This is a genomic window from Massilia sp. PWRC2, assembly GCF_049896725.1.
GTDB lineage: Bacteria > Pseudomonadota > Gammaproteobacteria > Burkholderiales > Burkholderiaceae_D > JAFCUW01.
Window position 1 is genome coordinate 966,099 of record NZ_JAFCUW010000001.1, and the last position, 26,203, is coordinate 992,301.

At 64.0% G+C, this 26,203-nt stretch carries 19 protein-coding genes; 9 read left to right on the top strand and 10 right to left on the bottom strand.

Features of this window, described 5'->3' with window-relative positions; all coding sequences use genetic code 11:
- Positions 1 to 79: 79 nt before the first annotated feature.
- The 5 genes from ACP7BZ_RS04275 to ACP7BZ_RS04295 form a co-directional block, all read right to left on the bottom strand.
- Entirely contained in the window at positions 80 to 958 is an 879-nt protein-coding gene (locus ACP7BZ_RS04275; protein WP_426110395.1) for a hypothetical protein, read from the bottom strand.
- Positions 955 to 1,413, bottom strand: coding sequence for a sigma factor-like helix-turn-helix DNA-binding protein (locus ACP7BZ_RS04280; RefSeq protein WP_426110396.1), 459 nt, complete (start codon positions 1,411 to 1,413; stop codon positions 955 to 957). Before ACP7BZ_RS04280 ends, ACP7BZ_RS04275 begins: the two co-directional genes overlap by 4 nt.
- A 191-nt stretch (positions 1,414 to 1,604) precedes the next feature.
- The gene (locus ACP7BZ_RS04285; protein WP_426110397.1) at positions 1,605 to 2,219 is read right to left on the bottom strand and encodes an LON peptidase substrate-binding domain-containing protein; all 615 of its coding nucleotides are present in this window, start codon (positions 2,217 to 2,219) and stop codon (positions 1,605 to 1,607) included.
- A gap of 67 nt (positions 2,220 to 2,286) precedes the next feature.
- Positions 2,287 to 2,772 (bottom strand): cupredoxin domain-containing protein, encoded by a 486-nt coding sequence (locus ACP7BZ_RS04290; RefSeq protein ID WP_426110398.1) that lies wholly within the window; start codon positions 2,770 to 2,772, stop codon positions 2,287 to 2,289.
- Positions 2,773 to 2,901: 129 nt separating this feature from the next.
- Positions 2,902 to 3,393, bottom strand: a complete 492-nt coding sequence (locus ACP7BZ_RS04295; protein WP_426110399.1) for an Lrp/AsnC family transcriptional regulator — start codon at positions 3,391 to 3,393, stop codon at positions 2,902 to 2,904.
- 217 nt (positions 3,394 to 3,610) lie between these two features.
- On the opposite strand from ACP7BZ_RS04295, the gene ACP7BZ_RS04300 reads away from it, so the two are divergent.
- Both ACP7BZ_RS04300 and ACP7BZ_RS04305 read left to right on the top strand, forming a co-directional pair.
- Positions 3,611 to 6,418, top strand: a complete 2,808-nt coding sequence (locus ACP7BZ_RS04300) for a TonB-dependent receptor (RefSeq protein WP_426110400.1) — start codon at positions 3,611 to 3,613, stop codon at positions 6,416 to 6,418.
- A 61-nt stretch (positions 6,419 to 6,479) separates the two neighbouring features.
- A complete protein-coding gene (locus ACP7BZ_RS04305; RefSeq protein ID WP_426110401.1) occupies positions 6,480 to 7,850 on the top strand; it encodes a M28 family peptidase in 1,371 nt (456 codons plus the stop codon).
- A 79-nt stretch (positions 7,851 to 7,929) separates the two neighbouring features.
- Here the strand turns inward: ACP7BZ_RS04305 and ACP7BZ_RS04310 are convergent, their stop codons facing one another.
- Entirely contained in the window at positions 7,930 to 9,066 is a 1,137-nt protein-coding gene (locus ACP7BZ_RS04310; protein ID WP_426110402.1) for a sensor histidine kinase, read from the bottom strand.
- 347 nt (positions 9,067 to 9,413) lie between these two features.
- On the opposite strand from ACP7BZ_RS04310, the gene ACP7BZ_RS04315 reads away from it, so the two are divergent.
- Complete coding sequence (locus tag ACP7BZ_RS04315; protein ID WP_426110403.1) at positions 9,414 to 10,637, top strand: acetate/propionate family kinase; 1,224 nt, start codon at positions 9,414 to 9,416, stop codon at positions 10,635 to 10,637.
- Positions 10,634 to 13,021, top strand: coding sequence for a phosphoketolase family protein (locus ACP7BZ_RS04320; RefSeq protein WP_426110404.1), 2,388 nt, complete (start codon positions 10,634 to 10,636; stop codon positions 13,019 to 13,021). The genes ACP7BZ_RS04315 and ACP7BZ_RS04320 overlap by 4 nt, the downstream gene beginning before the upstream one ends.
- A gap of 329 nt (positions 13,022 to 13,350) precedes the next feature.
- Here the strand turns inward: ACP7BZ_RS04320 and ACP7BZ_RS04325 are convergent, their stop codons facing one another.
- Positions 13,351 to 14,190, bottom strand: a complete 840-nt coding sequence (locus ACP7BZ_RS04325) for a metallophosphoesterase (protein WP_426110405.1) — start codon at positions 14,188 to 14,190, stop codon at positions 13,351 to 13,353.
- Positions 14,191 to 14,355: 165 nt separating this feature from the next.
- On the opposite strand from ACP7BZ_RS04325, the gene ACP7BZ_RS04330 reads away from it, so the two are divergent.
- From ACP7BZ_RS04330 to ACP7BZ_RS04340, 3 genes are all read left to right on the top strand, one after another.
- Positions 14,356 to 15,051 (top strand): VIT1/CCC1 transporter family protein, encoded by a 696-nt coding sequence (locus ACP7BZ_RS04330; RefSeq protein WP_426110406.1) that lies wholly within the window; start codon positions 14,356 to 14,358, stop codon positions 15,049 to 15,051.
- A gap of 53 nt (positions 15,052 to 15,104) precedes the next feature.
- Positions 15,105 to 15,662, top strand: coding sequence for a cytochrome b (locus ACP7BZ_RS04335; protein ID WP_426110407.1), 558 nt, complete (start codon positions 15,105 to 15,107; stop codon positions 15,660 to 15,662).
- 159 nt (positions 15,663 to 15,821) lie between these two features.
- On the top strand, positions 15,822 to 17,981 hold the full coding sequence (locus ACP7BZ_RS04340; RefSeq protein WP_426110408.1) for a DUF1631 family protein: 2,160 nt from the start codon (positions 15,822 to 15,824) through the stop codon (positions 17,979 to 17,981).
- Positions 17,982 to 17,997: 16 nt separating this feature from the next.
- Here the strand turns inward: ACP7BZ_RS04340 and ACP7BZ_RS04345 are convergent, their stop codons facing one another.
- From ACP7BZ_RS04345 to ACP7BZ_RS04355, 3 genes are all read right to left on the bottom strand, one after another.
- Positions 17,998 to 19,629: a methyl-accepting chemotaxis protein gene (locus ACP7BZ_RS04345; RefSeq protein ID WP_426110409.1), complete on the bottom strand. Its 1,632-nt coding sequence runs from the start codon at positions 19,627 to 19,629 to the stop codon at positions 17,998 to 18,000.
- A 279-nt stretch (positions 19,630 to 19,908) separates the two neighbouring features.
- Entirely contained in the window at positions 19,909 to 21,234 is a 1,326-nt protein-coding gene (locus ACP7BZ_RS04350; protein WP_426110410.1) for a metallophosphoesterase family protein, read from the bottom strand.
- A 30-nt stretch (positions 21,235 to 21,264) separates the two neighbouring features.
- Positions 21,265 to 23,496 (bottom strand): TonB-dependent receptor, encoded by a 2,232-nt coding sequence (locus ACP7BZ_RS04355; protein WP_426110411.1) that lies wholly within the window; start codon positions 23,494 to 23,496, stop codon positions 21,265 to 21,267.
- A gap of 276 nt (positions 23,497 to 23,772) precedes the next feature.
- On the opposite strand from ACP7BZ_RS04355, the gene ACP7BZ_RS04360 reads away from it, so the two are divergent.
- Positions 23,773 to 24,330 (top strand): hypothetical protein, encoded by a 558-nt coding sequence (locus ACP7BZ_RS04360; RefSeq protein ID WP_426110412.1) that lies wholly within the window; start codon positions 23,773 to 23,775, stop codon positions 24,328 to 24,330.
- Between the two features lie 480 nt (positions 24,331 to 24,810).
- Entirely contained in the window at positions 24,811 to 26,172 is a 1,362-nt protein-coding gene (locus tag ACP7BZ_RS04365) for a tyrosine-type recombinase/integrase (RefSeq protein ID WP_426110413.1), read from the top strand.
- Positions 26,173 to 26,203 lie beyond the last annotated feature (31 nt).

Here is a 26,203-nt window from a genome sequence, read left to right on the forward strand (position 1 = left end):
AGATAGCGTGAAGAGAGCGAGAAGTGAGCGAGAAGATAGCCAGAAGAAAGCGAGAAGAAAGCGGGACGGTAGCGTGCGCTCAGCGCGCCCAGCCGCGCGCGGCGGCGACCTGTTCGGCGCGGGCGTCAAGCGCCGGGCCGACGGCGCGCGCATCGATCGCTGCCAGCACGACAGCCGGAAACGCGCTGCCGACGGCACGCTCGGCGCCGGCGCCGGTGCCGTTGCCATCAATTAGCACCGGCAGCTGCCAGACAGCGCCGGCGCGGCACGCCAGACCGGCGGCAGCGCCCAGTTCGAAGGCGCGGCAGTAGGGGCCCTCGCGGCTGACGAAGCTGATACCGATGCGCAAGCGGCCGCGCGTCTGCGCGCCGCTGGCCAGCTGCACATTGAGGGCCGTGTCGAGCTTGCCGTGGGCGCGCAGCATGCCCTGCTCGTCGAGCGTGGCGAAGGCAGTCTCGCCGTGGTACGCGGTGATTGCAGCGATGCCGCCGATCAAGCCGACCAGCAGCGTTGCCACCAGCACGGCCCGTGGCGCCCCCAGCCGCCCCAACTGCCCCATCCGGCCCATGCGCAATGGCGCCTGCTGGTGGCCGTCGCCACGCAAATCGCGCCCTTGCCTGCCCTCGCGCCCTTCGGCGCGCGCCGGCGCGGCGCCGGGGGCCGAGGCACGGCGGGCGGCGCGCACGCTGTCGAGCTGGATCACCTTCGGCCGCAGCGGCGCGCCAGGCTTGACTGCCGTGCCGCCACTGCCGGCCAGTAAGGCCTGCAGCGGCGCCGGCAGCGCCCCCTCGAGCACCCCGGCGTAAGCGCGCTGCAAGTCGTGGCGCACGTCAAGATGCTGGCGCACGCGCGCCGCCACGGCGGCATCGGCCTGCATGGCCAGTTCGACCTGGCGGCGCACGTTCTCGTCGAGTTCGCCGTCGGCATACGCCATCAGGATATCGTCGCTCAATTTCATGGAACACTCCTGGCGTGGCCGGGCAACACCGCGCCCAGCGCCTGGCGGGCACACGCCAGTTCGTCGCCGATGACCGCAAGCGGCACCCCGAGCACACTGGCCGCCTGCTGGTAGCGCAAGCCCTCCACCAGCACCAGCGCGACGACCAGGCGCTGGCGCGCAGGCAGCATGGCAAGCGCCTGGCGGATGGCCAGATCGGCGCTGCCGTTGGCGAGCTCCGCCGGTGCGCGCTCGCTGGCGCCGGCCAGCGCCAGCCACTGCTGCGCCAGCAGGCCAAACAGCGTCAGGTCGAGCGGACCATCGGCGCGCCGGCTGGCCAGCGCTGCCAGTGCATGCTGCACCACTGCCTGGACCAGGGCATCGCCCGCCTCGGCCTGCGGCACCAGCACTGCGGCCAGCCGGCGCAGACGCGGCACCAGGGCGGCAAGCTCGGTATGGAAGGCGGAGGTCGTCATGGGTGATGGGCGGTGATGGTCGGCGATGGTCGGCGATGGGCGTGGTGTCATCAATGGCCGGGCGGGCGCCTCGAACAGCGTTGCCGTCATTCCCCTCACTGCGCGAGACGGTATGGCTGCAGTTTATCACCGCCGCGCGCTGTCATGACAGGCCGCCGCCGTTTTACGCGTTGCAATGTTGGGGGCGGCGCTTACGAGGTAATAAGGCCGTGCTCGTCGAGCATATCGTGCAGCAGTTCGAGGCGGATCAGCGGGTTGTCGAGCATCAGCAGGCTGTGTTTTTGGGCAATGGGCAATGGCAGCAATTCGCACCAGCGATTGGCCACCCAGCCACAGTCGTCGAGCAGGAACGGCGGCCGGAACGGCCAGCGGTCTTCCGGCACCTCGTCGAGCGAGGCGAGGACCCGGTCGAGGGCGTCGGCGGCGCCGCGCAGTTCGGCGGGGATACGCACCGACTGGTCGGCCGCCAGCAACTCCACCTCGGCCATCCACAGGCCGGCCGCCTGCACCTCGGCGTGCAGCACCCGAAAACGGGCGCCGCCGCGGCACACCACCTGGATCAAGCCGGGCGAGGGTGCATGGTGGGTATCGATGCTGGCCAGCGTACCGGTATCGGCAAAGCGTTCGCTGCGCTCTGGCGCGCGCACCTCGTTGCCGGCGGTGAGCAGGACCACGCCGAACGGGCTGCCATCCGCGATGCACTGGCCGATCATGTGCAGGTAACGCACTTCGAAAATCTGCAGGGGCAGCACGCCGTCGGGTGCCAGCACGGCGCCAAGGGGGAACAGGGGAATCGAGATGGTCATGCAGGCATGATGCCAGAATCGCGCGCTGTTGGCGCACCGCTGCCCCACCATCAGTGCGCGGGCGTCGTTACGGCTGTGGGCGCGGCAGCACCGGCCAGGCGCGCAGGCGGTCGCTGAACGCCCCCAGTCGCCACACCAGGCGCTGCCAGCCGGGCGCCGGCCACTCGACCACCAGCACCGTCACCGCACCCCCCGGCCAGGCGCTGGCGGCCACCGGATAGACCCCGACCTGCTCGAACGGCAGCCGCCAGTGCTGGCCGGGCGCGAGCAGCACGGGACCGAAGCGCAGCGCCACCGTGTCCTGGTTGTGTAGCACCAGCACGTCCTCGACGCCCAGCGTCAGGGTGATGGTCGCTGGCAAAGTGGTACCGGCACTGGCGGGAATGACCAGCGTTTTCTGGCGGCTGGCGCCGTGCACGGGCGCCAGCGCCAGCCAGGCCAGCAGCAGGGCAGCGCCGGTCCACAGGGCCAGTGACAGGCGCCGCCGAGCGGTGCAGCGCGCATACAAAGAAATCAGATTGAACAAGGGTGGCAGGCTGCACACTGCAGACATTGTGCGCTTCGACGCGGGAGCGCAGTGTAGCAAAGCGGCAGCCGGCGCCCAAGGACGTTCGGTCAGGCACACAGGGCGCAAGCGCGGCCACGCCTTGTCCCACTGCGGTGCGCCCGTCATGGCAGCGCCTCAGTTGCCTTCCATCGGCGGCAGCGGCGGATTGGACGGCGCCTTGACTTCCTTGAGCACAAACGAGGTGTACACCTCCTTCACGCTGGGCAAGCCATTGATGTATTTTTCGGCGAAGCGGCCATACGCTTCGAGGTCTTCGGCCACCACCATCAGCTGGTGGTCATAACGGCCGGAAATACGGTGGCACGACAGCACCTGCGGAATGGTCGCCACCGCCGCCTCGAATTCCTGCACATACTTGATGTGGCTCTTTTCCAGCGAAATGCTGATAAACGCGGTGACCTGGTAACCGAGCTTCTTCGGGTCCAGCTTGGCCTGGTAAGCGCAAATGATGCCGTCGCTTTCCAGCCGCTTGACGCGCCGCCAGCACGGCGACGCCGTCAGCGCTACCCGATCAGCCAGGTCAGCGCTCGACAGCCGCGCATCCGCCTGCAATTCCTCCAGAATTTTCCGGTCGATCCGGTCCAATTTGACGCGTGCTTCAGTCAATGCGCGGTTCCTTGTTAGACGAAATAGCTATTGCAAATTTAACTGTTGTATTTGCCTAAATATAGCAAGTTATTGCGCGATGCAAAATATATAATTTATTTACACGAAATAACTGCAATTGAGAAAAAAACCATTGCCCATAAGGGCCATGCGCTGCGCGCACTCGTTGTAGCCGTTCCAGCTCGCATTTTCCACCGTCGCCTCCAGGAGTTTCGCCATGCATGCACGTCATCTCACCATTCCCCGTCGAAAGCGCTCAGCTGTCTTGATCGCCGCCGCCTTCGCACCCGTCCTGTTCGGCGTCCTCCCTGGCCTCGCCCAGGCCGCCGGCCAGGACAGCAGCGCCGCCAAGGCGCCGATGGAACGGGTCATCGTTACCGGCTCGTCGATCAAGCGGATCGATGGCGAAACCGCCCTGCCCGTGCAAATTCTCAAGCGCGAGGACATCGAACGGATCGGCGCCTCATCGACTGAAGAACTGGTCAAGCAACTCAGCTCACTGAGCAGCAACGGCACTTCGACCACCGCGGCCAACGCTTCCGGTTTCGGCGGCGGCAATATCGCCACCGTGTCGCTGCGTGGTCTGGGTAGCGCGCGCACCCTGGTGCTGGTCAATGGCCGCCGCGTGTCGGTGTACGGCGGCGGCTCGGCCGGCTCGGCCGGTTCGTCGGTGGACGTCAACAGCATTCCGCTGGCGGCCATCGAACGCGTCGAAGTACTCAAGGATGGCGCCTCGGCCGTGTACGGCAGCGATGCCATTGCCGGCGTCGTCAACTTTATTTTGCGCAAAGACTACCAGGGCCTGCAAGTGAGCGGCACCTACGGCCAGCCATCGCGCGGCGGCCACGGCAAGGACAAGACGGCCACCCTGTTCGGCGGCTGGGGCGACCTGGCAGCTGACGGCTACAACGTCACCCTGGCCGTCAACATCCAGGAAACCGACCCCATCTTCGGCGCCGACCGCCCGTATGCGAACCGCCTGAATGTCGCCGAAAACAACGATCTGACGTCATCGATCACCTTCCCCGCCAACGTACTGGCCGGCACCGTGCTGCGCACGCCGTCGCTGGCCAACTGCGGCCCGGTCTCGCAGGTGACGCCGTTCAACCCCCTGCGCTGCAGCTTCGACAACAGCCCGTACGGCTCGATCCAGCCTTACTCGTACAAGCAAAGCGTGATGACCAACGGCCGCAAAACGATCTCGGCCAACGCTGAAGCGTATTTCGAAGCTTCGCTCACCCGCAATCGCATCGATTCGACCACCCAGCCGGTGCCGCTGACCTATAACGCCATCACCACCGCCAGCAATCCTTATGTGCCAGCATTTAAGGCACTGACGGCGCCGTACGGCAACCTCGGCAATGGCGGCTTCATCCTGCTGCCGACCAGCCCGTACTACCCGGCCGCGTTTGCCGCCGCCAACGGCGTCGCCGGCAAGCCGCTGCTGCTGAACTACCGCGACGTCGTCAACGGCGCCCGCAGCACCCGCGACGAGTCGGAAGCGTCGCGCGTGATGTTCGGCGTGCGTGGCAGCAGCGCTGGCTGGGATCTCGACAGCGCCTTCCTGTACAGCGAATCGAAAGTAAAAGAATTGCTGCTGGCCGGCTATGCCCAGTATTCGAAGGCCCTGCCGATCTTTAACAGTGGCCTGATCAATCCATTTGGCGACACCGCCGACCAGAGCGTGCTGGCCGCCGCCCGTGCCGCCGAATTCCGCGGCACCAGCTATTCGTCGAAAACTTCGACCACCTCGATCGATGTGAAAGCCTCGCGCGAACTGTTCAACCTGAGCAATGGCGCCGTGGCACTGGCGCTGGGCGCTGAACTGCGCCGCGAAAAATTTGCCTACGATCCATCGGTGGCGATCCAGACCGGTGACATCGCCGGTCTCGGCGGCAACGCCTTCCCCGTGGTCGGTCAGCGCAATGTGTCGTCCGCCTACGCTGAAGTGAGCGTGCCGCTGGCGAAAAAGCTCGATATCGATGGCGCCGTCCGTTACGACAATTACCAGGGCGTGGGCAGCACCGTCAATCCGAAAGCGTCGGTACGCTGGCAGCCTAGCAACACCGTGCTGATCCGCTCGTCGGTCGGTACCGGTTTCCGCGCACCGTCGCTGACCGACCTGTACACGCCGCAGGCCACCAGCGTCACCGCCAATGGCACGCGCGACCCGATCCGTTGCCCGAACCTGGCCACCGGCGCCGCCACCGATTGCAGCTTCCAGTTCACCACCATCACTGGCGGCAACCCGAATTTGCAACCGGAAAAATCGCTGTCCTACACGGCCGGCATTTTGCTGGAACCGCTCAAGGACCTGTCGATCAGCCTCGATGCCTTCCGCGTCAACCTGAAAAACTCCATCGTCGTCGGTGGCCTGTCATCGACTTACTTCCTGGCCAATGCCGACCGCGCCACCCAGTACGCCGGCTTCATCCAGCGCGGCCCCGCCGATGGCAACGCCAGCGGCGTCGGTCCGATCACCGGCATCCTGCAAACCAATGCCAACCTGTTCAAGACGCAGCTCGGTGGCGTTGACGTCGATGCCAAGTACGGCTGGCGCATGGCGTCGGGCAACCGCCTGACCGCCCGCATGAGCGGCACCTATCTGTCCAAGTATGACGTGCAAGGTCCGAGCGGCGCCTACACCAGCGCCCTCGACACGGCGCTCAACGCCGGCGGCGGCGTGGTCTTGCGCTGGAAGCACAATGCCAGCGTGGCGTACGAGATGGGCCCGCTGTCGGCGTCGCTGTCGCAAAACTACCAGAAGGGTTATGTCGATGCGCTCGGTAGCCGCGTGGCAGCCGGCACCACCCCGCGCAAGGTGCAGGCGTACCAGACCTTTGACACCCAGCTCACTTACACCGGCATCAAGGCGGCCAAGCTGACCGTGGGCATCAAAAACCTGACCGACCGCGATCCCCCGTACACCAATCTGGCCTCGAACTTCCTCGGCGGTTACGATGTCAGCTACGGCGATCCGCGCGGCCGCTTCGTCTACGTCACAGCGGCTTACACCTTCCGCTGATACAAAGCCGGGCAGTGCAAGCTGCCCGGCTTTTTTTTCACCCCAGAATTGAAGGATGCACATGGCACACAAGCTTTCCCACACCGCCCTGCTGGCGAGCCTGCTGGCAGCGAGCAGCATGGCCGGCGCCGCCGCCGACAACGGCCCCAACACCACCGTGCGGCAGGCGCCCATCAGCGCCATCGTTGGCGAAATTTCACCGAAGCGCATCGAAGCCTATGTCAACAAGCTGGTCAGCTTTGGCACCCGCCACACCCTGTCAGACACCGAATCGGACACGCGCGGCATTGGCGCGGCGCGGCGCTGGATCAAAAGCGAACTCGAGCGTTGCGGCGCCGGCAAGCTCAACGTTGTCTTCGACAGCCACCTGCACCCGGTCGACCGCCGCATTGCCCGTCCCGTCGAGATCGTCAATGTGGTGGCCACCCTGCCCGGCGCCCAAGCCGAATCGCGCGAGCGCCTGTATGTGGTCAGCGGCCACTATGATTCGCGCAACTCGGAAGATGCCGATGCCGTCGGCGATTCGCCCGGCGCCAACGACGACGCCTCCGGCACCGCCGCCGTGATGGAAATGGCCTGCGTGATGTCGAAGTACCAGTTCGATGCCACCCTGGTGTTCATGACCGTGGCAGCCGAAGAACAGGGTCTGTACGGCGCCGCCGATTTCGCCCAGAAAGCCAAGCAGAAAAACCTGAATATCGCCGGCATGTTCACCAATGACATCATCGGCAGTTCGCTCAGCGACGAAGGCAAGCGCGACAACACCCAGGTGCGCCTGTTTGCCGAAGGCATTCCGGCCGTCAAGGATGTACCCGACAACCTGCGCACGCTGGTACAAACGGGCGGCGAGAACGATTCGACGCCGCGCCAGCTGGCGCGCCTGGTCAAGGAAGTGGGCGAGCGTTACGTGCCCAATTTCAAGGTCACCATCATCAACCGCCGCGACCGCTATTTGCGCGGCGGCGACCATGCCGCCTTCCTCGATCAGGGCTACGCAGCGCTGCGTTTTACGGAACCGGCGGAAGATTTCAATCACCAGCACCAGAACGTGCGGAAGGAAGGCACGCTGCAGATCGGCGACCTGCCGCAGTTCGTCGACCCTGCGTATATCGCCCAGGTCACGCGCGTCAACGCCGCCGCGCTGGCGTCACTGGCACTGGCGCCGGCCTCGCCGCAGGGCGTCAAGATCATCACCGCGCGCCTGACCAACCAGACCGACCTGAGCTGGACCGCCAACGGCGAACCGGACCTGGCCGGCTACCGCGTGGTGTGGCGCGATACCACCGCCGCCCAGTGGCAACACAGCAAATTCGTCGGCAAGGTGACCACGGTCAGCATGCCTATCTCGAAAGACAATGTGTTCTTTGGGGTGCAGGCGATCGACAAGGATGGCAACGTCAGTCCGGCGACGTATCCGCTGCCGGGGCGCTAAGCGCGCCGGTCAAGCAGTGCAAACAAGGGGGCGGCCACGCAAGTGTTCGCCCCCTTGTTTGCATGAGCAGCGCGCCCGCTTAGCCCGGCATCGCTTTACGGGGCAGGCTGATGGTAAACACGCAGCCATCGCCGGGATGGTTTTTTACCGTCAGCGCGCCGCCGGCCGCGCGCACGGTTTGCTTGGCGATGGTCAGACCGAGGCCGAGGCCATCGCGGTTCTTGCCCATCTGGGTAAATGGCAGGAACATCCGTTCGGCCGCACCGGGGCGCAGGCCGCCGCAATGGTCTTGCACATCGATGAGGATGTGGTCGCCAGAGGCGTGGGCGCTCATGCGCACCTCGGTGCCCGGCTGGGTAAATTTAAAGGCGTTTTGCAGCAGGTTGGCGACGGCGGCGATCAGCAGGTCGCGCGGACCGTCCAGCGCCAGGTCGGCGTCGACCGCCAGCGTGCGCAGCGAGCAGCCGTGCTGCCTGGCTGACATCGAGGCAGCGTCGTGGATCTCGCCGATGAAATCGGCTAGCGAAAACGCCGGCGGCGGCGTGGCTACGCCATCGGGCGCGATGCGCACTTCATCGAGCGAACTGGCGATCAAGCGCTCCAGCCCTTGCAGGCTGCGCTCGAGAATCGACCCGGTGGCGCCGGACAGGCTCAGCTGCCCCGCCTTGGCGGCGGCAAACGCCAGCGAGGCGGTGCCCAGCAGGTTACGCAGTTCGTGGGCCAGAAAACCCAGCCGGCGGTTCGACTCGAGTTCATTGGCCTCGGCATTGATGGCGTCGCGCTGGTAGCTGTATTCGGTGACCGCATCGGAAATGGCGTTGTCGAGGCAACGGTTGAGGGTGCGAAATTCATCGACCTCGAAGGGCGCATCGCGCTCGACGGCGAGGTCGGTAATCGCCTGGCACAGGTCGCCATAGTCATGCACCACCTGGTCCACGCTCAAACCCAGCGCCAGCAAATCCTTGCCATGCTGGGCCGCCGAGGCGCCCACCGCCGACAGCGCCAGAGCGCCGTTCGACGGACCGGAGATCAGCCGGCTGTCCATGGGGTGGCGCGATTTTTCTACTTTTAAGGTCTGGATCAATTGCTCGAGAAACAGCGGAATACCGTCCTGTAACTGCTTCTCGGTCGCCGAACGCCCCGCCCGCGTGCCAACCTTGACGCGGCAGCGGGCGGCCAGCTCATCGCGGTTATTCGACAGGAAATCGTGCATCATAAAAAAAAGCTTTCGACCGTACCTGGTGCATGCAGGAGTCGCAGATGTGCAAAGCAATCTTGACGACATTTAACAATCGTACCATTTGTATTGCGCATTTTTTTAATACTCTTGGTAAATTCTATTGACTACCAAGCAGTTCCGACGGCCGCTGCCGCCGTTTGCCACGCCCTGACGAACAGTCCTTGCCAGTTAGGTCAGGCAGGTGCACGATAAAGAAGCCGGTCGCAAGGCGGTCAATGTTTTATTGCTACAGTTAAACATGTGCGAAAACTATTTCTGACGCCGGCGAGCACCTCTCACACCGTCCATGCTGCGACGGTGCCAATTACGCACCTGGAGCTTCCATGACCACACCAACACAGACTGTGCTGGCGATCAATGCCGGCTCGTCGAGCATCAAGTTCGCCCTGTATGCCGCTCCCGCCCTCGAGCTGCTGGTGCAGGCCGAGGTCAGCGATATCGGCGCCGCCACCAGCTGTTTTGCAGTGACCACCGGCGCCCACCCGCAGTACAGCCACAGCTTTGCCATTCCCGACGCCGTCACCGCCGTCCAGGTCGTCGTCGACTGGCTGGTCGAGCATGTCGAGGCCAGTTCCCTGCACTGCGTCGTGCACCGCATCGTCCACGGCGGCGCCGCTTTGCGGGCCACCGTGGAATTGAACGAGGCGGTGCTCGAGCAGCTCTACAGCGGGCGGCGCGATGCCCCCGAACACTTGCCGCAGGAAATACGCCTGCTGGAAACGCTGCGCCACCGGTTTCCGCTGGCCCGCCACGTGCTGTGCTTCGACAGCAGCTTCCACGCCAGCATGGCCGATGTCGCCAGCCGGCTGGCCGTACCGCGCCGCTATCACGACGCCGGCATCATGCGGCTGGGCTTTCACGGCCTGTCGTGCCAGTACCTGATGCACCAGCTGCGCGCGCTCGAAACACCCCGCATTGCCAACGGCAAGGTGATCCTCGCCCACCTCGGCGGCGGCGCCAGCATCACCGCCGTCGAACACGGGCGCAGCTGCGATACCAGCATGGGCGTCAGTCCCGCCGGTGGTATCGCCATGACCAGCCGCTCGGGCGACATCGACCCCGGCTTTGCCTGGCACTGCCTGCACAACGAGCACATGACGCCGCACGCGCTGCAGCAGATGCTGATGCACGAATCGGGCATGCGTGGCATTGCCGGCGGTGGCGACAACGGCAACGGCGACATGGCCCAGCTGCTGGCACGCGAAACGGTCGACACCCAGGCGGCGCAGGCGATCGCGCTGTTTTGCTACCAGGCCAGCAAAGCCATCGGCGCGATGGCCGCCGCCATCGATGGCATGGCCGTGCTGGTGTTTGCCGGCGGCATTGGCGAACATGCGGCGGTGATCCGCCAGCGCATCTGCGCGCGCCTGTCGCACCTGGGCGTGCTGCTCGACGATGGCGCCAACGGCCGCCACGCGCCGCTAATTTCAGCGCCCGCCAGCGCCGTGATCGTGCGCATCATCGCCACCGACGAGCAGTGGATGCTGGCCGAAAACGCCCGCATGCTGCTCGACACCACCAGCGCCGCCACCGAAAGCCCCCTATGACGATCGCTCCCGCGCGTGCCAACACCTTGCGCGCCCTCCACTGCTACTGGCAAGCGGCCAATTACCTGTCGGCGGGGCAGATCTATTTGCTCGACAATGCGCTGCTGCGCCAGCCCCTGCTGCCCGAACACATCAAGCCCCGCCTGCTGGGCCACTGGGGCACCACGCCGGGTCTGAATTTTATTTATGCCCACCTCAACCGCCTGATCATCGAGCGCGATCTATCGATTCTTTACGTCACCGGCCCCGGCCATGGTGGTCCCGGCCTGGTGGCCAACGCCTACCTGGAAGGCCGCTATGCCGAAGTGTATCCAGAGATTAGCGAAGATAGCGTCGGCATCGGCCGCCTGTTCAAACAATTTTCTTTCCCCGGCGGCATACCCAGTCATGTCGCGGCCGATACCCCCGGCTCGATCCACGAAGGCGGCGAGCTCGGCTACAGCCTGGCGCATGCCTTCGGCGCCGCCTTCGACCAGCCCGATTTGATCGTTGCCTGCGTGATCGGCGACGGCGAAGCGGAGACGGGGCCGCTGGCGACCAGCTGGCATTCGAACAAATTTCTCAATCCCGCACGCGATGGCGCCGTGCTGCCGATCCTCCATCTGAACGGCTACAAGATTGCCGGCCCCACCGTGCTGGCCCGCATTTCGCGCGAAGAACTGCAGGCGTTGATGGTCGGCTATGGCTATGAACCCTGGTTTGTCGAAGGCGACGATCCCGAACAGATGCATGCACTGATGGCCGACACCCTCGACGCCGTCGCCGCGCGCATCGCCGAAATTCAACATCGCGCGCGCGCGCTGGGCGAGACGGCGCGGCCGCGCTGGCCGATGATCGTGCTGCGCTCGCCCAAGGGCTGGACCGGGCCGGCCTTTGTCGATGGCAAGAAGAGCACGGGCACCTTCCGCGCGCACCAGGTGCCGATCGCCGACATGGGCGTGCCTGGCCACCTCGAACTGCTCGAACAATGGCTGCGCAGCTATGCGCCGGAACTGCTGTTCGACGCTGACGGCCGCCTGCGCAGCAGCCTGCGCGCCTGCGCGCCGAGCGGCCTGCGGCGCATGAGCGCCAACCCGGTGGCCAATGGCGGCGCCCTGTTGCGTCCGCTGGTGCTGCCGCCGCTGCGCCAGCACGCGCTGGCGCAGGCCGCCCCCGGCGCCGTGGTGGCCGAAGCAACCCGCGTGCAGGGCGCGTATATCCGCGACGTCATGCGCCTGAACATGGACAACTTCCGCGTGTTCAGTCCCGACGAAACCGCCTCGAACCGCTGGGGCGCCGTGTTCGAGGTGACCGCGCGCTGTTCCACCGCCACCATCCTGGCCGACGACGACAACGTGGCAATCGATGGCCGCGTGATGGAAATGCTCAGCGAGCACCAGTGCGAAGGCTGGCTCGAGGGCTATCTGCTGACCGGCCGCCACGGCATACTGTCGTCCTATGAAGCGTTCATCCACATTGTCGATTCGATGGTCAACCAGCACGCCAAGTGGCTCAAGGCGGCCAACGCGCTGCCGTGGCGGGCGCCGATCGCCTCGCTCAATTTCCTGCTGTCCTCGCACGTCTGGCGCCAGGACCACAACGGCGCCAGCCACCAGGACCCCGGCTTTCTCGACCACGTGGTCAACAAGCGGGCCGAGATTGCCCGCGTGTATTTGCCGGCCGACGCCAACACGCTGCTGTCGGTGACCGAACACTGCCTGCAGAGCCGCAATTACATCAACGTCATCGTCGCCGGCAAGCAGCCGGAATTTCAGTGGCTGGACATCGATGCCGCCATCGCCCATTGCCGCAGTGGCCTCGGGGTGTGGGACTGGGCCAGCAATGAAGATGAAAGTGAAGATGGCATCGACGTCGTCATCGCCAGTGCCGGCGACGTGCCCACGCTCGAAGCGCTGGCCGCCGTGCAACTATTGCGCGCCCAGTTTCCGCAGCTGCGCATCCGTTTTGTAAATGTGGTCGACCTGATGAGCCTGCAACCAGATTCGGTCCATCCGCACGGCAAGACCACGGCCCAGTTCGACGCCGTGTTCACCACCGACAAGCCGGTGATTTTCGCCTTCCACGGTTATCCTGCGCTGGTACACCGGCTGACCTACCGACGCACCAACCATGAGAATATCCACGTCCACGGTTTCGAGGAAAACGGCACCACCACCACGCCGTTCGACATGGTGGTGCTCAACCGGCTCGACCGCTATCACCTGATGCTGGCGGTGGTCGAGCGGGTGCCGCAGCTGGCGCCGCAGCGCGCCGCGGCGCGCGCCTACGTGGCGGCGCAACTGCAGGCGCACCGCCTGCAGATCTGCACACACGGCATCGATTTGCCGGAAATCCTCGACTGGCAGTGGCATGGCGACCATGCCGGCGCGCCACTGTGGTCGTGACGACTGCCCCGCTGGCGTCGCCAACGGCGCCGGTCCATGCAATACTGGCGGTAGCACCCCATTTCATTACCAGGAGCGCAGCATGAGCAAAGCACAGGACAGTAAAAAAGAGACCAAGAAAGAGCCAGCCAAGACCACCAAGGAAAAAAAGCAGGCGAAGAAGGAAAAGCAGGAAAAGAACGCGCGGGCGCAGTAATGCTGTGCAGTTAAACAGCGCTGGGACAGGCGACTTCGCGTCAGCCCCCCCCCTGCGGCGCGCGTCGCAGGGGGGACTGGCACCGCAGGGAGCCCGTCCCATGTACGCCTACCTGAACAGCTTTACTCCCCCTTCAGGACCCCACCGCAATGACCAGATTCGCCCGAAAACTATCCTGCTCACCCTTGCTCAGGTAACCGAGCGGATTGGCAACAACCCGGCACTGCCACGCCCGGCCATCTTGCTCGCCGCTGACCAGGTAATCATTCATGCAGTGCAAATGCCCGTGCATCCACACGTCGACCAGAGGAAACAGGTCGTCGAGCGCATTGCAAAAGCCGGCGCTGCCAGCGCTCAGACCGTAGCGCGGATCGGCGCTTTGCAGGCTGGGCGCGAAATGCGTCACCACCACGGTGGCGCCATCGAACGGTTGCGCCAGCGCCTGCCGCAGCCAGGCCTGGCAATCGAGCGACATCGCCCGCAGTTCCTCAGCCAGCACCGCTACCCCACCTTTGAGCGTGGTGTTTTTGCTAAGATAATAATTGGCCGCGCGAAAAGCCTTGTCAAGCGCCTTGGCGCGCCTGGCGGCATCGGCTTCACGCAGCGCCAGCGACTCGAAATCGCTCCACAGGGTGGTGCCAATAAAGCGCACGCCGCCGATGTGGAGCACTTCGCGGTCGAGCCAGCCGATGCCCAGCCGCGCGCAGGTGGCGCGCAGGCGCGCATAGGTGGCATCGAAATCGAGCGCATCGAATTCATGGTTACCCGGCACGAACAGCACGATGGAGCAAACCGCGCCCGGTTGCAGGGGCGAAAAGCGGGCCAGGCCGAAGTCGGCGTCCGCCAGCCGGCTGCCGTTTTGGTACGAGCCAATGTCGCCGGCCAGCACGACGACGTCGACATCGACGCCGATCTGCGGCTGAAAATCGGGATAGCGTTCGAGATGAAGGTCGGAGAAGAGCTGTAGGCGCATATGCCGGGCAGTATATAAGAGATATCGCCGAGATACCGCAGAGATACCGCCGAGATTCCGCCAGCGCTCGCGGCGGCCACACGCAGCGCGCCAACGCACATCCCCGACAAGGCGTAGAATCCGTCAAACGTTAAACTTTTCCCAACTAAATAGTAATCATTCCCGATGTCAAAACGCCACCTCGAAATGCACAAGCTGGAAAACGTCGGCTGGCTGCGCGCCGCCGTGCTGGGCGCCAACGATGGCATCGTTTCCACTTCCAGCCTGATCCTCGGCGTCGCTGCCGCCCATGCCACCCACCAGGCCATTCTGGTGGCCGGCGTGGCTGGCCTGGTCGCCGGTGCCATGTCGATGGCCACTGGCGAATATGTCTCGGTGCAGTCGCAGGCCGACACCGAAGCGGCGGCGCTCGACAAGGAACGCGCCGAGCTCGACGACAATCCCAAGGGCGAGCAGCTCGAGCTGGCAAATATCTATGTGGCGCGCGGGCTGGCGCCGGCGCTGGCGCAACAGGTCGCTGCCAGCCTGATGGCGCACGACGCCCTCGGCGCCCACTCGAAAGACGAACTGGGCATTACCGACGCCATGAGCGCGCGGCCGCTGCAGGCGGCGCTGGCGTCGGCGCTCAGCTTTGCCATCGGCGCCGCGCTGCCCCTGCTGGTGGTGCTGCTGGTGCCACACAACAGCCTGATTCCAGCGATCGTCGCAGCCTCGCTGCTGTTTCTCGCAGCGCTGGGCGGGCTGGCCGCCAAGGTCGGCGGCGCCAGCATTCGCAAGGGGGTGCTGCGGGTGGCGTTCTGGAGCGCGCTATCGATGGCGGCCGCGGCTGGCATCGGCGCTTTGTTCGGCACCACCGTGTAACGCCGTCGACCGTTTTTTCCACGCATTGCATTTCACCTACACCTGGAGCCCGCATGGCCAAACTTGATCTCACCGCTGCCGCTGGCGACAGCGCCTGGAAATATGGCAAACCCGCCGTGCTGCTGCACTGGACCATCGCGCTGCTCATCGCCAGCCTGCTGGGACTGGGCTGGTACATGATGGCGATCGAAGACGACCCCGGCAGCCAGTGGTACTTCGACCTGCACAAGTCGCTGGGACTATTGGTGCTGGGCCTGATCGTGCTGCGCATTCTCTGGCGCCTGACGCACCGGCCGGCATCGTTGCCAGCGAGCTTGCCACGCTGGCAGGTCCGCTTGAGCCAGGTGACCCAGGGCGCGCTCTACCTGGCCATGCTGGCGATGCCCGTGCTGGGCCTGCTGGGGGCCTCGTTCAGCAAGCAGGGGCTGGCTTTTTTCGGCCTGGCTGTGCCAGCCTGGGCGATCCCCAATCACGACACTGCCGAGCAGTTTTTCGACCTGCATGGTACGCTGGCCTGGGTGCTGGTGGCGCTGATCGCCGTGCACGCCGTGGGTGGCTTGAAGCATTTGCTGGTCAATAAGGATGGGGTATTTCAGCGCATGTGGTGGTAAGCGCGCCCGCAGCGCCCGCCTGAACCGGTCCATTTTCCGTGGACCTGACGCCACAATGGGCCGCTGCCGGGGGCGCCGCCACCAGAAGCGCGTACAACTGGGGCGCAGTGCGCTATGATGCGGCTGTTGCCTTTAACAAAGTAAGCCTTGCTGTAGCGCATGCAAAACAATATCAAGCACATTGTCCGTCTTGCACAGCAACAAGCGCTGGCCAGCTTCGCGGACCTGGTCGGCCACATGCTGATGGATAGCAACGTCCTGATCAGCAACGCCGTGCGCAACGCGCCGGCCGCCGACCACGCCGCACTCAATGCCGCGCGCTACTGGCTGGGTGAAAAAGACCGCCTGTTCCGCCAGATCATGCTGGCGAAATTCACCACCCTGCTCGAGCGTGCCATGGAAACCATGCACACCGACCTGCGGGCGGGATTGCACGACATCCGTGCCGACACCCTCAGCCTGGTCGATGACGAAGTGATGACCCGGCAGATCGAACTGGACCGCCTGGCGGTACGCCTGCGCGACGTCGATGAACTGAGCCTGGGACGCATCAATCTGACCATCGCCAGCCTGCATGGCGTGAGCAAGGTGCGCGAACGTGAAAATCCGTTCCGCCCCTATCTGCTGGCGCGCGCCCTGTACGAGAGCGTGCGCGAAACGGCCCGGGATACGCCGATGGCGAAAGTGCTGTTCGAACACATGTCGGCGGCGATGGCCAACCGCCTGCCCGCCTACTATGCCGCCATCCTCGGCAACTTCGAAGCGCGCGGCCTCGACGCCCGCCTGCTGGCGCAACCATCCGACATGACGCGCGCCCAGCGCGAGCGCATGAACGCCGAATACACCAGCGGCGCCGCCAACCAGATGCAGGGTTTGCAGGAACTGGTATGGCAGGTGCTCGATGAGCGCGGCGCCGCGCCGCGGGGAACGCCGAGCGGCCATGGGGCGGCGGCGCGGCCGGCGGCACCGGCCAGTCCGCAACGCTCGTGGCTCAACGCCCATCTGCGCCAGCTGCAACAGGGGCCGGGCGACGCCGCCGCCGCCGCGCTGGCGCCATCGCCGCTGGCACTGTCCGAGCAGCTCGCTGAAAAAGCCGATCCGCACAGCCGCGTGACCATCGATCTGGTCGGCCTGGCCTTCGATTACATCGCCCGCGACGAGCTGCTGCAACGCGACATGCGCAATGTGCTGCTGCGCCTGCACGTGCCCTTCTTGCGCGCCGCCGTGCTCGACCCGCAGATGCTGCAAGAACACAACCACCCGGCCCGCAGCCTGCTCGACCGCCTGGGCACGCTCGCCGCTACCATGCAAAACGCTGGCGCCAGCCTGCCAGCCCTGCAAGGCCAGGCCAGCCGCCTGATCGAGCAGGTACGCCAGCAGTTCGATGCCGACACGGCCGTATTCGCCGCGGCCGAACGGGAACTCGACGCCATCGTCGACACCCTGTTGCAGCGCAGCGCACCCCAGTACGCTGCGCTGCGGGCGGCGATCGAGGTGGCCGATGTCGACGGCGCCCAGTCGCTGGCCGCGCACAAGACGCTGGCCGCCCTGCTGGCGCCGCTGCGCCTCGATGCGCGCCTGCGGGCCTTTATCGATACCGTCTGGATCCGCGTCATGCAGCGTCCCGGAGGCGGACTCGACGCCACCCTGCTTCCCGAACTGATCTGGAGCTCGCAAGAAAAAGCGGCCGCCGAAGACCGCAGCGTGCTCATGCGCGCCTTGCCCACCCTGGTGCGCCGCATTCGCGAAGGCATTGCCCAGCTGGGCTTGCCCCCGGCCGAGGCGAATGGCGCGCTCGACCAGCTGGTGGCAATTCATATGGATGTGCTGGGCCAGCGGATTGCCGCCGGCGGGCTGTCGACCGGGCTGGACTGGCTGCATGTGCACTTCGCGCCCCTGAGCATGGGCGCTGCCGTTGCCCCTGCTGGCGCCAGTGCCCCCGCGGCCGCGGACGTGCTGGCGCCGGCGGCGCTGCAAGCAGCGCTGGCGCAGCAAGGCCTTGCTGCCGTGGTACAGGGCGAGCCGGCCTGGCGTGACAGCCTGGCGTCCGACCAGGAATGGCTGCAGCGGGCGCGCCCGGGCGCCAGTTTTGAAACACTGATCGACGGCCGCTTCGTCGCCGCCGGCCTGCAGGCGGTCAGCGCCGATCTGGGCATCTTTGTGTTCAGTCCGCCGGCGCCGGCTGTGCCGCTGGTCTACCGCAAGCATGCGCTGCTGGCCGCGATCGACGCCGGCACCATCCGTCCGCTCGAGTACGCGCCCTTGTTCGAGCGCGCTGTCAGCGCCGCCATGACGGGGCTGACAACGCCGCCGGGCTGAGTGCAGCCGCCGCTGCTTAGTGGCCCAGCAGTGCCGCCGTCGGCCGGGCGTGCGCTGCCCGCGGCTGAGACGGCGAGGGCGGCGGCGACGGCATCGTGGCATTGATCTTGAACTGGCTGACATCGGTCAGCAGCGACTGCGACTGGTCGCGCATGCTCAGCGCCGCTGCCGAGGCCTGTTCGACCAGCGCCGCATTTTGCTGCGTCATTTCATCCATCTGGTTGATCGCCAGATTGATTTGCTCGATCCCGCTGCTCTGTTCCTCGCTGGCAGCGGCAATCTCGCTCATGATATCGGCCACCTGCTGCACACTCTGGACGATCGCGCCCATCGTCTGCCCCGCTTCATCGACCAGCCGGCTGCCCTGCTCGACCTTGCCCACCGATGCATCGATGAGCAGCTTGATTTCCTTGGCCGCCGATGCGGCGCGCTGGGCCAGGAAGCGCACTTCGTTGGCCACGACTGCAAAGCCGCGCCCCTGTTCGCCCGCGCGCGCCGCTTCGACGGCCGCATTCAGGGCCAGGATATTGGTTTGAAATGCAATCCCATCAATAACGCCGATGATATCGACGATCTTGCCGGAACTGGCCTTGATCGCGCCCATCGTCTCGACCACCTGGCTGACCACGCTGCCCCCCTTGAGCGCCACCGCGCTGGCCGACATCACCACCTGGTTGGCCTGGCGGGCATTGTCGGCATTTTGCTTGACGGTGCTGGTCAACTCTTCCATCGTGCTGGCGGTCTCTTCCAGCGCCGATGCCTGCATCTCGGTACGCCGCGACAGGTCGGCATTGCCCGCTGCAATTTCCTGGGCCGCCACCGAAATCGTGTCGGTCGACACGCGCACGCCGCCAACCAGGCTCGACAAACTGCTATTCATCTGCCGCAGGGCTTCGAGCAACTGGCCGGCCTCGTCGTGGCGGCTGTTGTCAATCTGGCTGGTCAAGTCGCCGCTGGCCACTTTGCGGGCGGCCGCGACGGCGCGGGCCAGCGGGATGGTGATCGAGCGGCTCAATAACCACCAGCAGCAGATGCCAAAGGCCAGCATGACCACGCCGAGCGCCGTCATCAGGTTGCGGCTGGCGACATTGATCGCGGCAATCTCGCTGGTGGCGGCATCGATCTGGCGCCGCTCCTCGGCCAGCAGCTCGGCGATGGTGGCGATAAACGTTTTCGACAAGGGAACGAATTGTTGATCGAGCAGGCGGGTGGCGGTCTCGAGGTCACCCGCTTTGCGCAGCGCCATAATTTCTTTACGACTGGCCAGATAGGCTTTGCGGATCTCGCCGATCTGCTCGAACAAGGCTTTTTCGCGCGGCGTCGCCATATAGCTTCCCACGTCCTTTTGCAATTGATCGGACGCCTTCGCCCCTTCGGCCGCATCGTCGGCGAAAAATGCTTCGAGTGAGGGGTCGCTGCTCTTGATGATTGCCTGCGCGCGGCGCACAGCGACGTGGATGTAGCGGCTCCAGTCAACCACCAGCCGTTCTACGGCCAGCGGTCCATGCAGCAGATTGTCGGCGGCCTTGGCTACCGTATCGAGACGGTTGATGCTGACCACAATGGTGATCATCGAAAACAGCAGCAGGCCGGCGAAGCCCAGGGCCAGTCTGCGGCCAATGCCAAGATTACCGAACGATGTGAACATGATGACGAGAGAAGTAATGAGAGACAGACCAGCATGGCCGCTACCGTCTGGTCGCCCGTACCCGGTCGGGGCACCCCGCGTTTGCCAGGATACCCCTCAAGTGTCAGGCTGCACCGGAACGATGATCAGCATGCGCGCGTGGTGTAAAGCAGCGCGCCATGTAGCGCGACACTTTGCAACCATTAGTCACTATCATGGTGCAAAAGTTGAAACACGTCAACATCTGTTGTTTTTAGGATCGAACCGACCGGATCAATGCAGCGGCAACGCCTGTGGCAGCTACGGCGTCGTCGCCGCGCAGCTCAGGCTGGCACCCTGCACCGCGCACACCAGGCTGGCGCGGCCGTCGCGTGCATATTCGGTCAGCTGCCAGCCGGCTTGCTGCCGTTCGAGCAGCGCGAAGCCGTGTCCCGCCTGCGTATAAAACGCCGCGATGCGGGCGGCGCCCAGCTGCAGCGCCGCCTCCGGCAGCTGCTCTGGCAAGCCGCGGTCGGCCAGCGTGCCGCTGTTGCCCAGTACAAAAGTGGGGGTGCCGCCCGCCTCGAAGCCGAGCGCCTCGAACAGGTGCACGTGGCCATGCAGGGCCAGCGTCACCGAGGAGGGCAGCAAGCCATCGGCGTTGCTGGCGGCAAGCGCGCTGAGCATGGTCTTCGACGATGGACCGATCGCCTTGTGCTTGCCGGGCAGGCCCAGCCCAAACAGCGGGTGGTGGCTGAGAAAAATCGATTGCACGCCAGGGCGTGCCAGCGCATTGATCTGGGCAAATTCGCGCTGAAAAGCGGCCGCGGCGTCGTCCTGCTCGGACGAGTCAAACACGATGAGCTGGGTGTGCGCGTCGACGGCGATGGCGAACGGTGCACTGTGCGCTGCCTGGGCGTCGTCGCGCGCGAGATCGCACGAGCGCTGCGCCGTCCACGGCGCAGCGTCGAGGAAACGGAACCATCCCTGCCCGGCGCGCGCGCAGCTTTCGTGGTTGCCACGCACGAACACCCAGGGCGCCGCCCGCAGCAGGGGCCGCGCCGGCTCGAACAGGTCGGCCGACCAGGCATCCTGGCCGAAGCCCCAGGCACTGCCGGCGCACGACGCTTGCCCCGGCGGACAGGGACTTTCCCGATAATGAACGTCGCCCACGTGGATCACCAGGTCGGGCTTCAGGGCGGCCGCGCTGCGGCTGATCTGGGCAAACGGCCAGGCAGCGCTGTCGAGGCACGGCTGGAAGGCGCCGTCCGACTGCTTCAGGCGACACCCGGTATCGCCGACGATGACGATGCGTTCGGCCGCATGCTGCGGCACCGCCAGCGCAATCGACCCCACCCGCGCGCTGCGCGCTGCCGCCGGCAGCGTCGCTTCGCACACGCTCAAGGGAAAGCGGGCTGGTTTGGTCAAGCCCTGCGCCACCGGCCGCGCCGCTACCTCAGCGGCTGCCACCCGCAACTGCATGGGCAACGATGCACCGTCGACTTCCATGGCGGGACAGCGCGTACCGGCCACCAGCGCGCGTGCCAGCAAGGTGCTGCCAGCGCCGCGCAGCAGATACGCTTCCTCGACCGGTGGCGCGATGGCGCTGAACGTGCTGCAACCCGTCAGGCACAGCAGCACAGTCATTACGTGCAGCATTGAGCAGCGCCACATCCCTTAAAACTCGGCGCGCGCCGACACCTGGAAGCTGCGCGCAGCCTGGAAGGTGTACTGGTCGAAGGGCACCGTCTTGCCCACCGAAATCGAGGTGATCGCCTGCTTGTTGGCCAGATTAAATACATTCAACTGCAGCTTGAGCATGCTGATGCCGGCGCCCGGCTTGAGGAAGCGGTAGGCCAGCGACAGGTCGGTATTCGTGTAGCCGCCGATCAGGTAGGTATCGTAGGCGGCTGGCTTGGCGGGATCGTAATCGACCTGGCGGTTTTTGCCGGTCCGCTTGCCGATCAGCGATGCGGCCCACGGACCGTCCTTGAACAGAAAGCCCAGCGCGGCCGTCATGTCGGGCGCATTGGCGATGGTCTTGCCGGTATCGGTGGCCGTCGCCTTGTTTTTCGAGCCATTCGCATACAGCGCCACGCCGCTGCCCACCAGCCAGGTCGCCTGCCCTTCGACACCTTTGTAGGTGGCACCGCCGACGTTGACGAAGGCCGCATCGGCGCCGCTCAAGCCATTCGACACATATTTGTTGGTGAAGTCGATCTTGTAGACGTCGATATCCCAGGTCAGCGCGGCAGCGTCGCCCACCACGCCTAGCTGGTAGTTGACCGATTTTTGCGGATCGCTGCTGTTCTTGCTGGGGTCGGCAATATAAAACGATTTCAGGTCAGGCACCTGGAAGCCCTTGGCGTACTGGGCATACACGGCCAGCTGGTTCGACACCTTCTGGTTGGCGGTCAGGAATGGCAGCGTGGTGCTGTATTCCAGCGAGGTGTGCTGCGGCAGGCGCGTGGTCTGGTTGATGTCGGCATCGACGCTGCGGGTGATCTGCACGTACTTCACGCCCGGGGTCACGGTCAGGCTGGGGGTGGCGGCCCATTCGAACTGAACGAAGGGCTGCACATTGCGGATGGTCGACTGCTGGTCGAACAGCACGCTCGGTGCCTGCAGCGGGGTCGGCTTGGTTTCGCGCGGATCGCGCAGGCCCAGCGTCAGGTCGAGGTCATACTGGTGGCGGTCGGTCTTCGAATATTCATACCACAGGCCGCCACGGATCATGCCAGCCTCGAGTTCCTTGTTGAGGCGCAGAATGTCGCCCGTCACGCGGTACTTGTTGCGCTTGTCGATACCGGGAATGTCTTTATTGCCCAATGGACCGATCTTGGTGCCGGGCGCGGTGGCGCCGGTGGGGTCGGTCGAGGAAATCGTTTCGTTGTCGTACGAATAGGTATAGAGCTGGTTGTCCGAGGTCCAGCCGGCGCCCCAGCTGGTCTGGCTGCGCAGGTAGCTGAAGTCGGTGGTCTTGTCGGTGTGGTTGTAGCCAGCATAATTAAAACTGGTGGGGTCGTTGTTCAGGCCAAAATTCTTGCCATACTGGGCCACCTGGGCCAGCGTCGGGCCCTTGCTGTTATCGGGCTGCACGTAGCCAATGCGGTTGTACGAGGCAAACACGGTCAGCACGGTGTCGTCGCCAACCGGGCGGCGCACCTTGATCATGAAGTTGTCGCTCTTGATGCGGTTGAGCGTGATGTAGCCATCGGACTTGAGGCGCTGGGCATTGAACTGCACCGTGCCATTGCCGAAGCCGGCCAGCTGGCCACTCTCGTAGGCAGCGCCAGCGAGCGTGGTGTTCCAGGTACCGGCCGAGCCGAACACGCTGAACTTTTGTTCGCGCAAGGGCTTCTTGGAAAACAGGTTGATCGAACCGCCGAAAGTGGCAAAGCCGAGGTTGTCGGCATTGCCGGGACCGCGCTCGACGATGGCGCCACCGATTACCGAACCGGGGAAGAAGGAAGTCGAGTGGTGCGCCGGATTGTTGGTGTCGCCCCAGGGAATGCCGTCGAAGGTGATGTTGTACTGGTCATCGGAAAAGCCGCGCATGGTGGTCTTGGTTTCCGACAGACCGGGACCATTCGACGAATCGCCCGACAGGCTCGGCGCGATATTGACGATGCGGCTGTACTCGGCCGTCGGCGTCACCGACAGCTCGATGAAATCGCGCGTGATGATCGATTGCGGCTGGGTGGCATCCATGCTCGACTGGGTGGGGGCGACCGCGGCCGCCGTTTGGGTACCCAGGTAGTCGCCACTCTTGGCGGAAATCACCACGGTGGCGACCGGACCGCTCACCGCGGCGGCGGCGTCGTCGACGGCGCTGTGCGCCAGGACCGGACTGAAGGCCAGGGAGATGAGCAGGGCAACTTGTTTTCGTGCGAAGCGGGAAGCGATCATTGAAATGAGTAGGGTTGGGTTAGGCACATGAGCGACTGCTGGTTATTTGCCGATCCAACAACGATACATGGCAAAAATGACCGCTACATGACTTCACAGTTAACATTTTACCTTGCCGGCCCATCACCCCGCCCCTGTCAACGCCAAAACGGCTGTCGACAATTCTTACACTTCTTGCTTAACCGAATTATTTTTCTTAACCAATAGTTTGTTTTTTATAGCAATTTTGATGTTGGCATAATATTTGAATTATTGCCACAACCCATTCAAAGGAGCTTGTATGAAACGATTCAATACACGCGGGCTGTTGCTGGTCTGCTTGCTGGTCTGCTTGCTGGTCTGCTTGCTGGCCTGCTTACTGGCCTGATGACCGCCGCCTCTTCGCAGGCAGGCGTGATCGAAACAGACGCGAACTACCAGGTCAGTCAGGTAGCCTACTATCAAACGATTGCACAGTCCTTCATTGCCGAAGACAGCGCCATCAAATTTGCCTTTTATTTCACGCCAATGAATCTCGATTGGCCGAACACGCCGATGGTCGTCAGCCTGATGGCCGGCGAGTGCCTTGGGGGCGGGATTCTCGCCACCCGCAGCTTCACGCTGGCGACCGATTTCAGCGGCTTTTTTGACGCCGATTTCAGCAACGTCGCGCTGCTCCTCGGTGAAACTTACACGGCGTCGATCGATGTCACCGGCGACAGTCCTTATTGGGGCGTATCGTCGAGCGAGCGCGATTACGCGGGCGGTACCGGCTATGCGAACGACGAAGTTATACGCAACCACGACTGGACTTTCCGGGTGACGCCGGTGGCCCAGTCGGCTGACGTGCCGTAACCGACCAGCGTGGCCCTGTTCGGGCTCGCCCTTGGCCTGGCTGGCTGGCAACTGGGACGTCGTCGCGCCTAAACATTTTCCATGGCAGCGCTGTAGCGCGCGGGGCGCGCGGCGCCGTTGCAGTTGGCGCGATGCACCAGCAGGTGCTGCGCCGCCACCATTTTCTGGTTGACCACGCCACAGGTCCAGCGCCGGCTGCTCGCTCGCGCTCGCGAAAATGACAGCGCCCATGACAAGGGGGGCGCTGCAGGTGCAAATGTGGTGGGCCTCCCGTGAGTCGAACACGGCACCAACGGATTATGAGTTCGTGAGTTTACGCATTCAGCGCCATTGATTTATATCGGATTTCCCAGCAAATACCTGCAAAATCAGCCTCTTAGGCTACGACTCGCCCTATCAAAGTATTCGCCAATATTCGGTTATGTTGATATTATTTGCCTACACAGTGCCTACACTGAAAACAATCAACAAAAATGGCGCATGAGCAAAGTCAACTTCACTTCGGACCGGGTGGCCTCGTTTGAGTGCAAGACCGGGAAAAATCAATCTATCTACTGGGACGCCAAAACCCCAGGCCTAGGCTTAAGGGTGACGGAGGCCGGCGCGAAGTCTTACATATTTGAAACCCGTCTACACGGAAAAACGATTCGCCTGACAATCGGTGACATTCGAACCTGGCCCATTGGCAAAGCCCAGTCGGAGGCCACCCGATTCAAGGCGCTCACTGACCAAGGCATCGACCCGCGTCAGCAGATGGCCGCGCAGCGCTCGGCGCAGGATGCTGCCACTGCCGAAGCAAAACGACAAAGTTTGACGCTTCAGGTTGCGTGGGACGAATACTTGAAGGCACGCAAGCCTAAGTGGCAACCTAGGACTTACCGCGACCATCTTCTATACACACGCCCCGGCGGAGAAACCAAAAAAATTGGTGAGGGTGAGACGATGGCGATGCCGCTTGCGGCGCTGATGCCTCTACAACTGTCTGAACTGACGCCCGAACGAATTGCCGCCTGGCTGAACGTGGAATCGGAAACACGCCCTACGAGCGCAGCAAAGTGCTACCGCCTTTTGCGGGCCTTCATAAACTGGACCGCAGACAGGGAGGCCTTTAAGAACCTCATCCCTGTTAACGCTTGCTCTGGACGCTCCGTTCGCGATGCGGTACCGAACTGCAAACCAAAGGCGGGCGATTGCCTTGAACGGGAACAGCTGGCCGGCTGGTTTGCAGAGGTCCGCAAGTGCTCCCCAGTAGTCCGTGCCTATCTTCAAGCATTATTGATTACCGGCTCGCGGCGAGAGGAGCTCGCATCGCTGCAATGGGCAGACGTGGACTTCCAATGGCGAAAAATTACCATCCGCGACAAGGTCGACGGTTCCCGCGTGATACCCATGACGCCCTATGTCACGAGCTTACTATTGGGGTTAAAGGCTCTAAACGAGGCGCCGCCAAACCAGAGGCAACTAAGACGCTTAGGGCTTGATAGGTCGCAGTGGATGCCGTCGCCCTGGGTATTCTTCAGCGCCCGAGGTGAGTTTGGCAGACTGACATCGCCGACGAAAGCCCACAATGAAGCCGTTGCAGCCGCTGGCCTCCCACACCTTACCATTCACGGGCTACGACGGTCCTTCGGAACGCTGAGCGAATGGGTAGACGTTCCTAGTGGTGTCACCGCTCAAATCATGGGCCATAAGCCCAGCGCCTTGGCAGAGAAACACTATCGACGCCGCCCTATCGACATGCTCCGAAAGTGGCATGACGAAATCGAATCGTGGATGCTGACCATGGCCGGGATTGAGTTCCAGCCAGCTGCAGCCGGGTTGCGCATTGTCAACGCAGCCTGAGATACCATAACAAGTTCAAAGCATTAGGCTA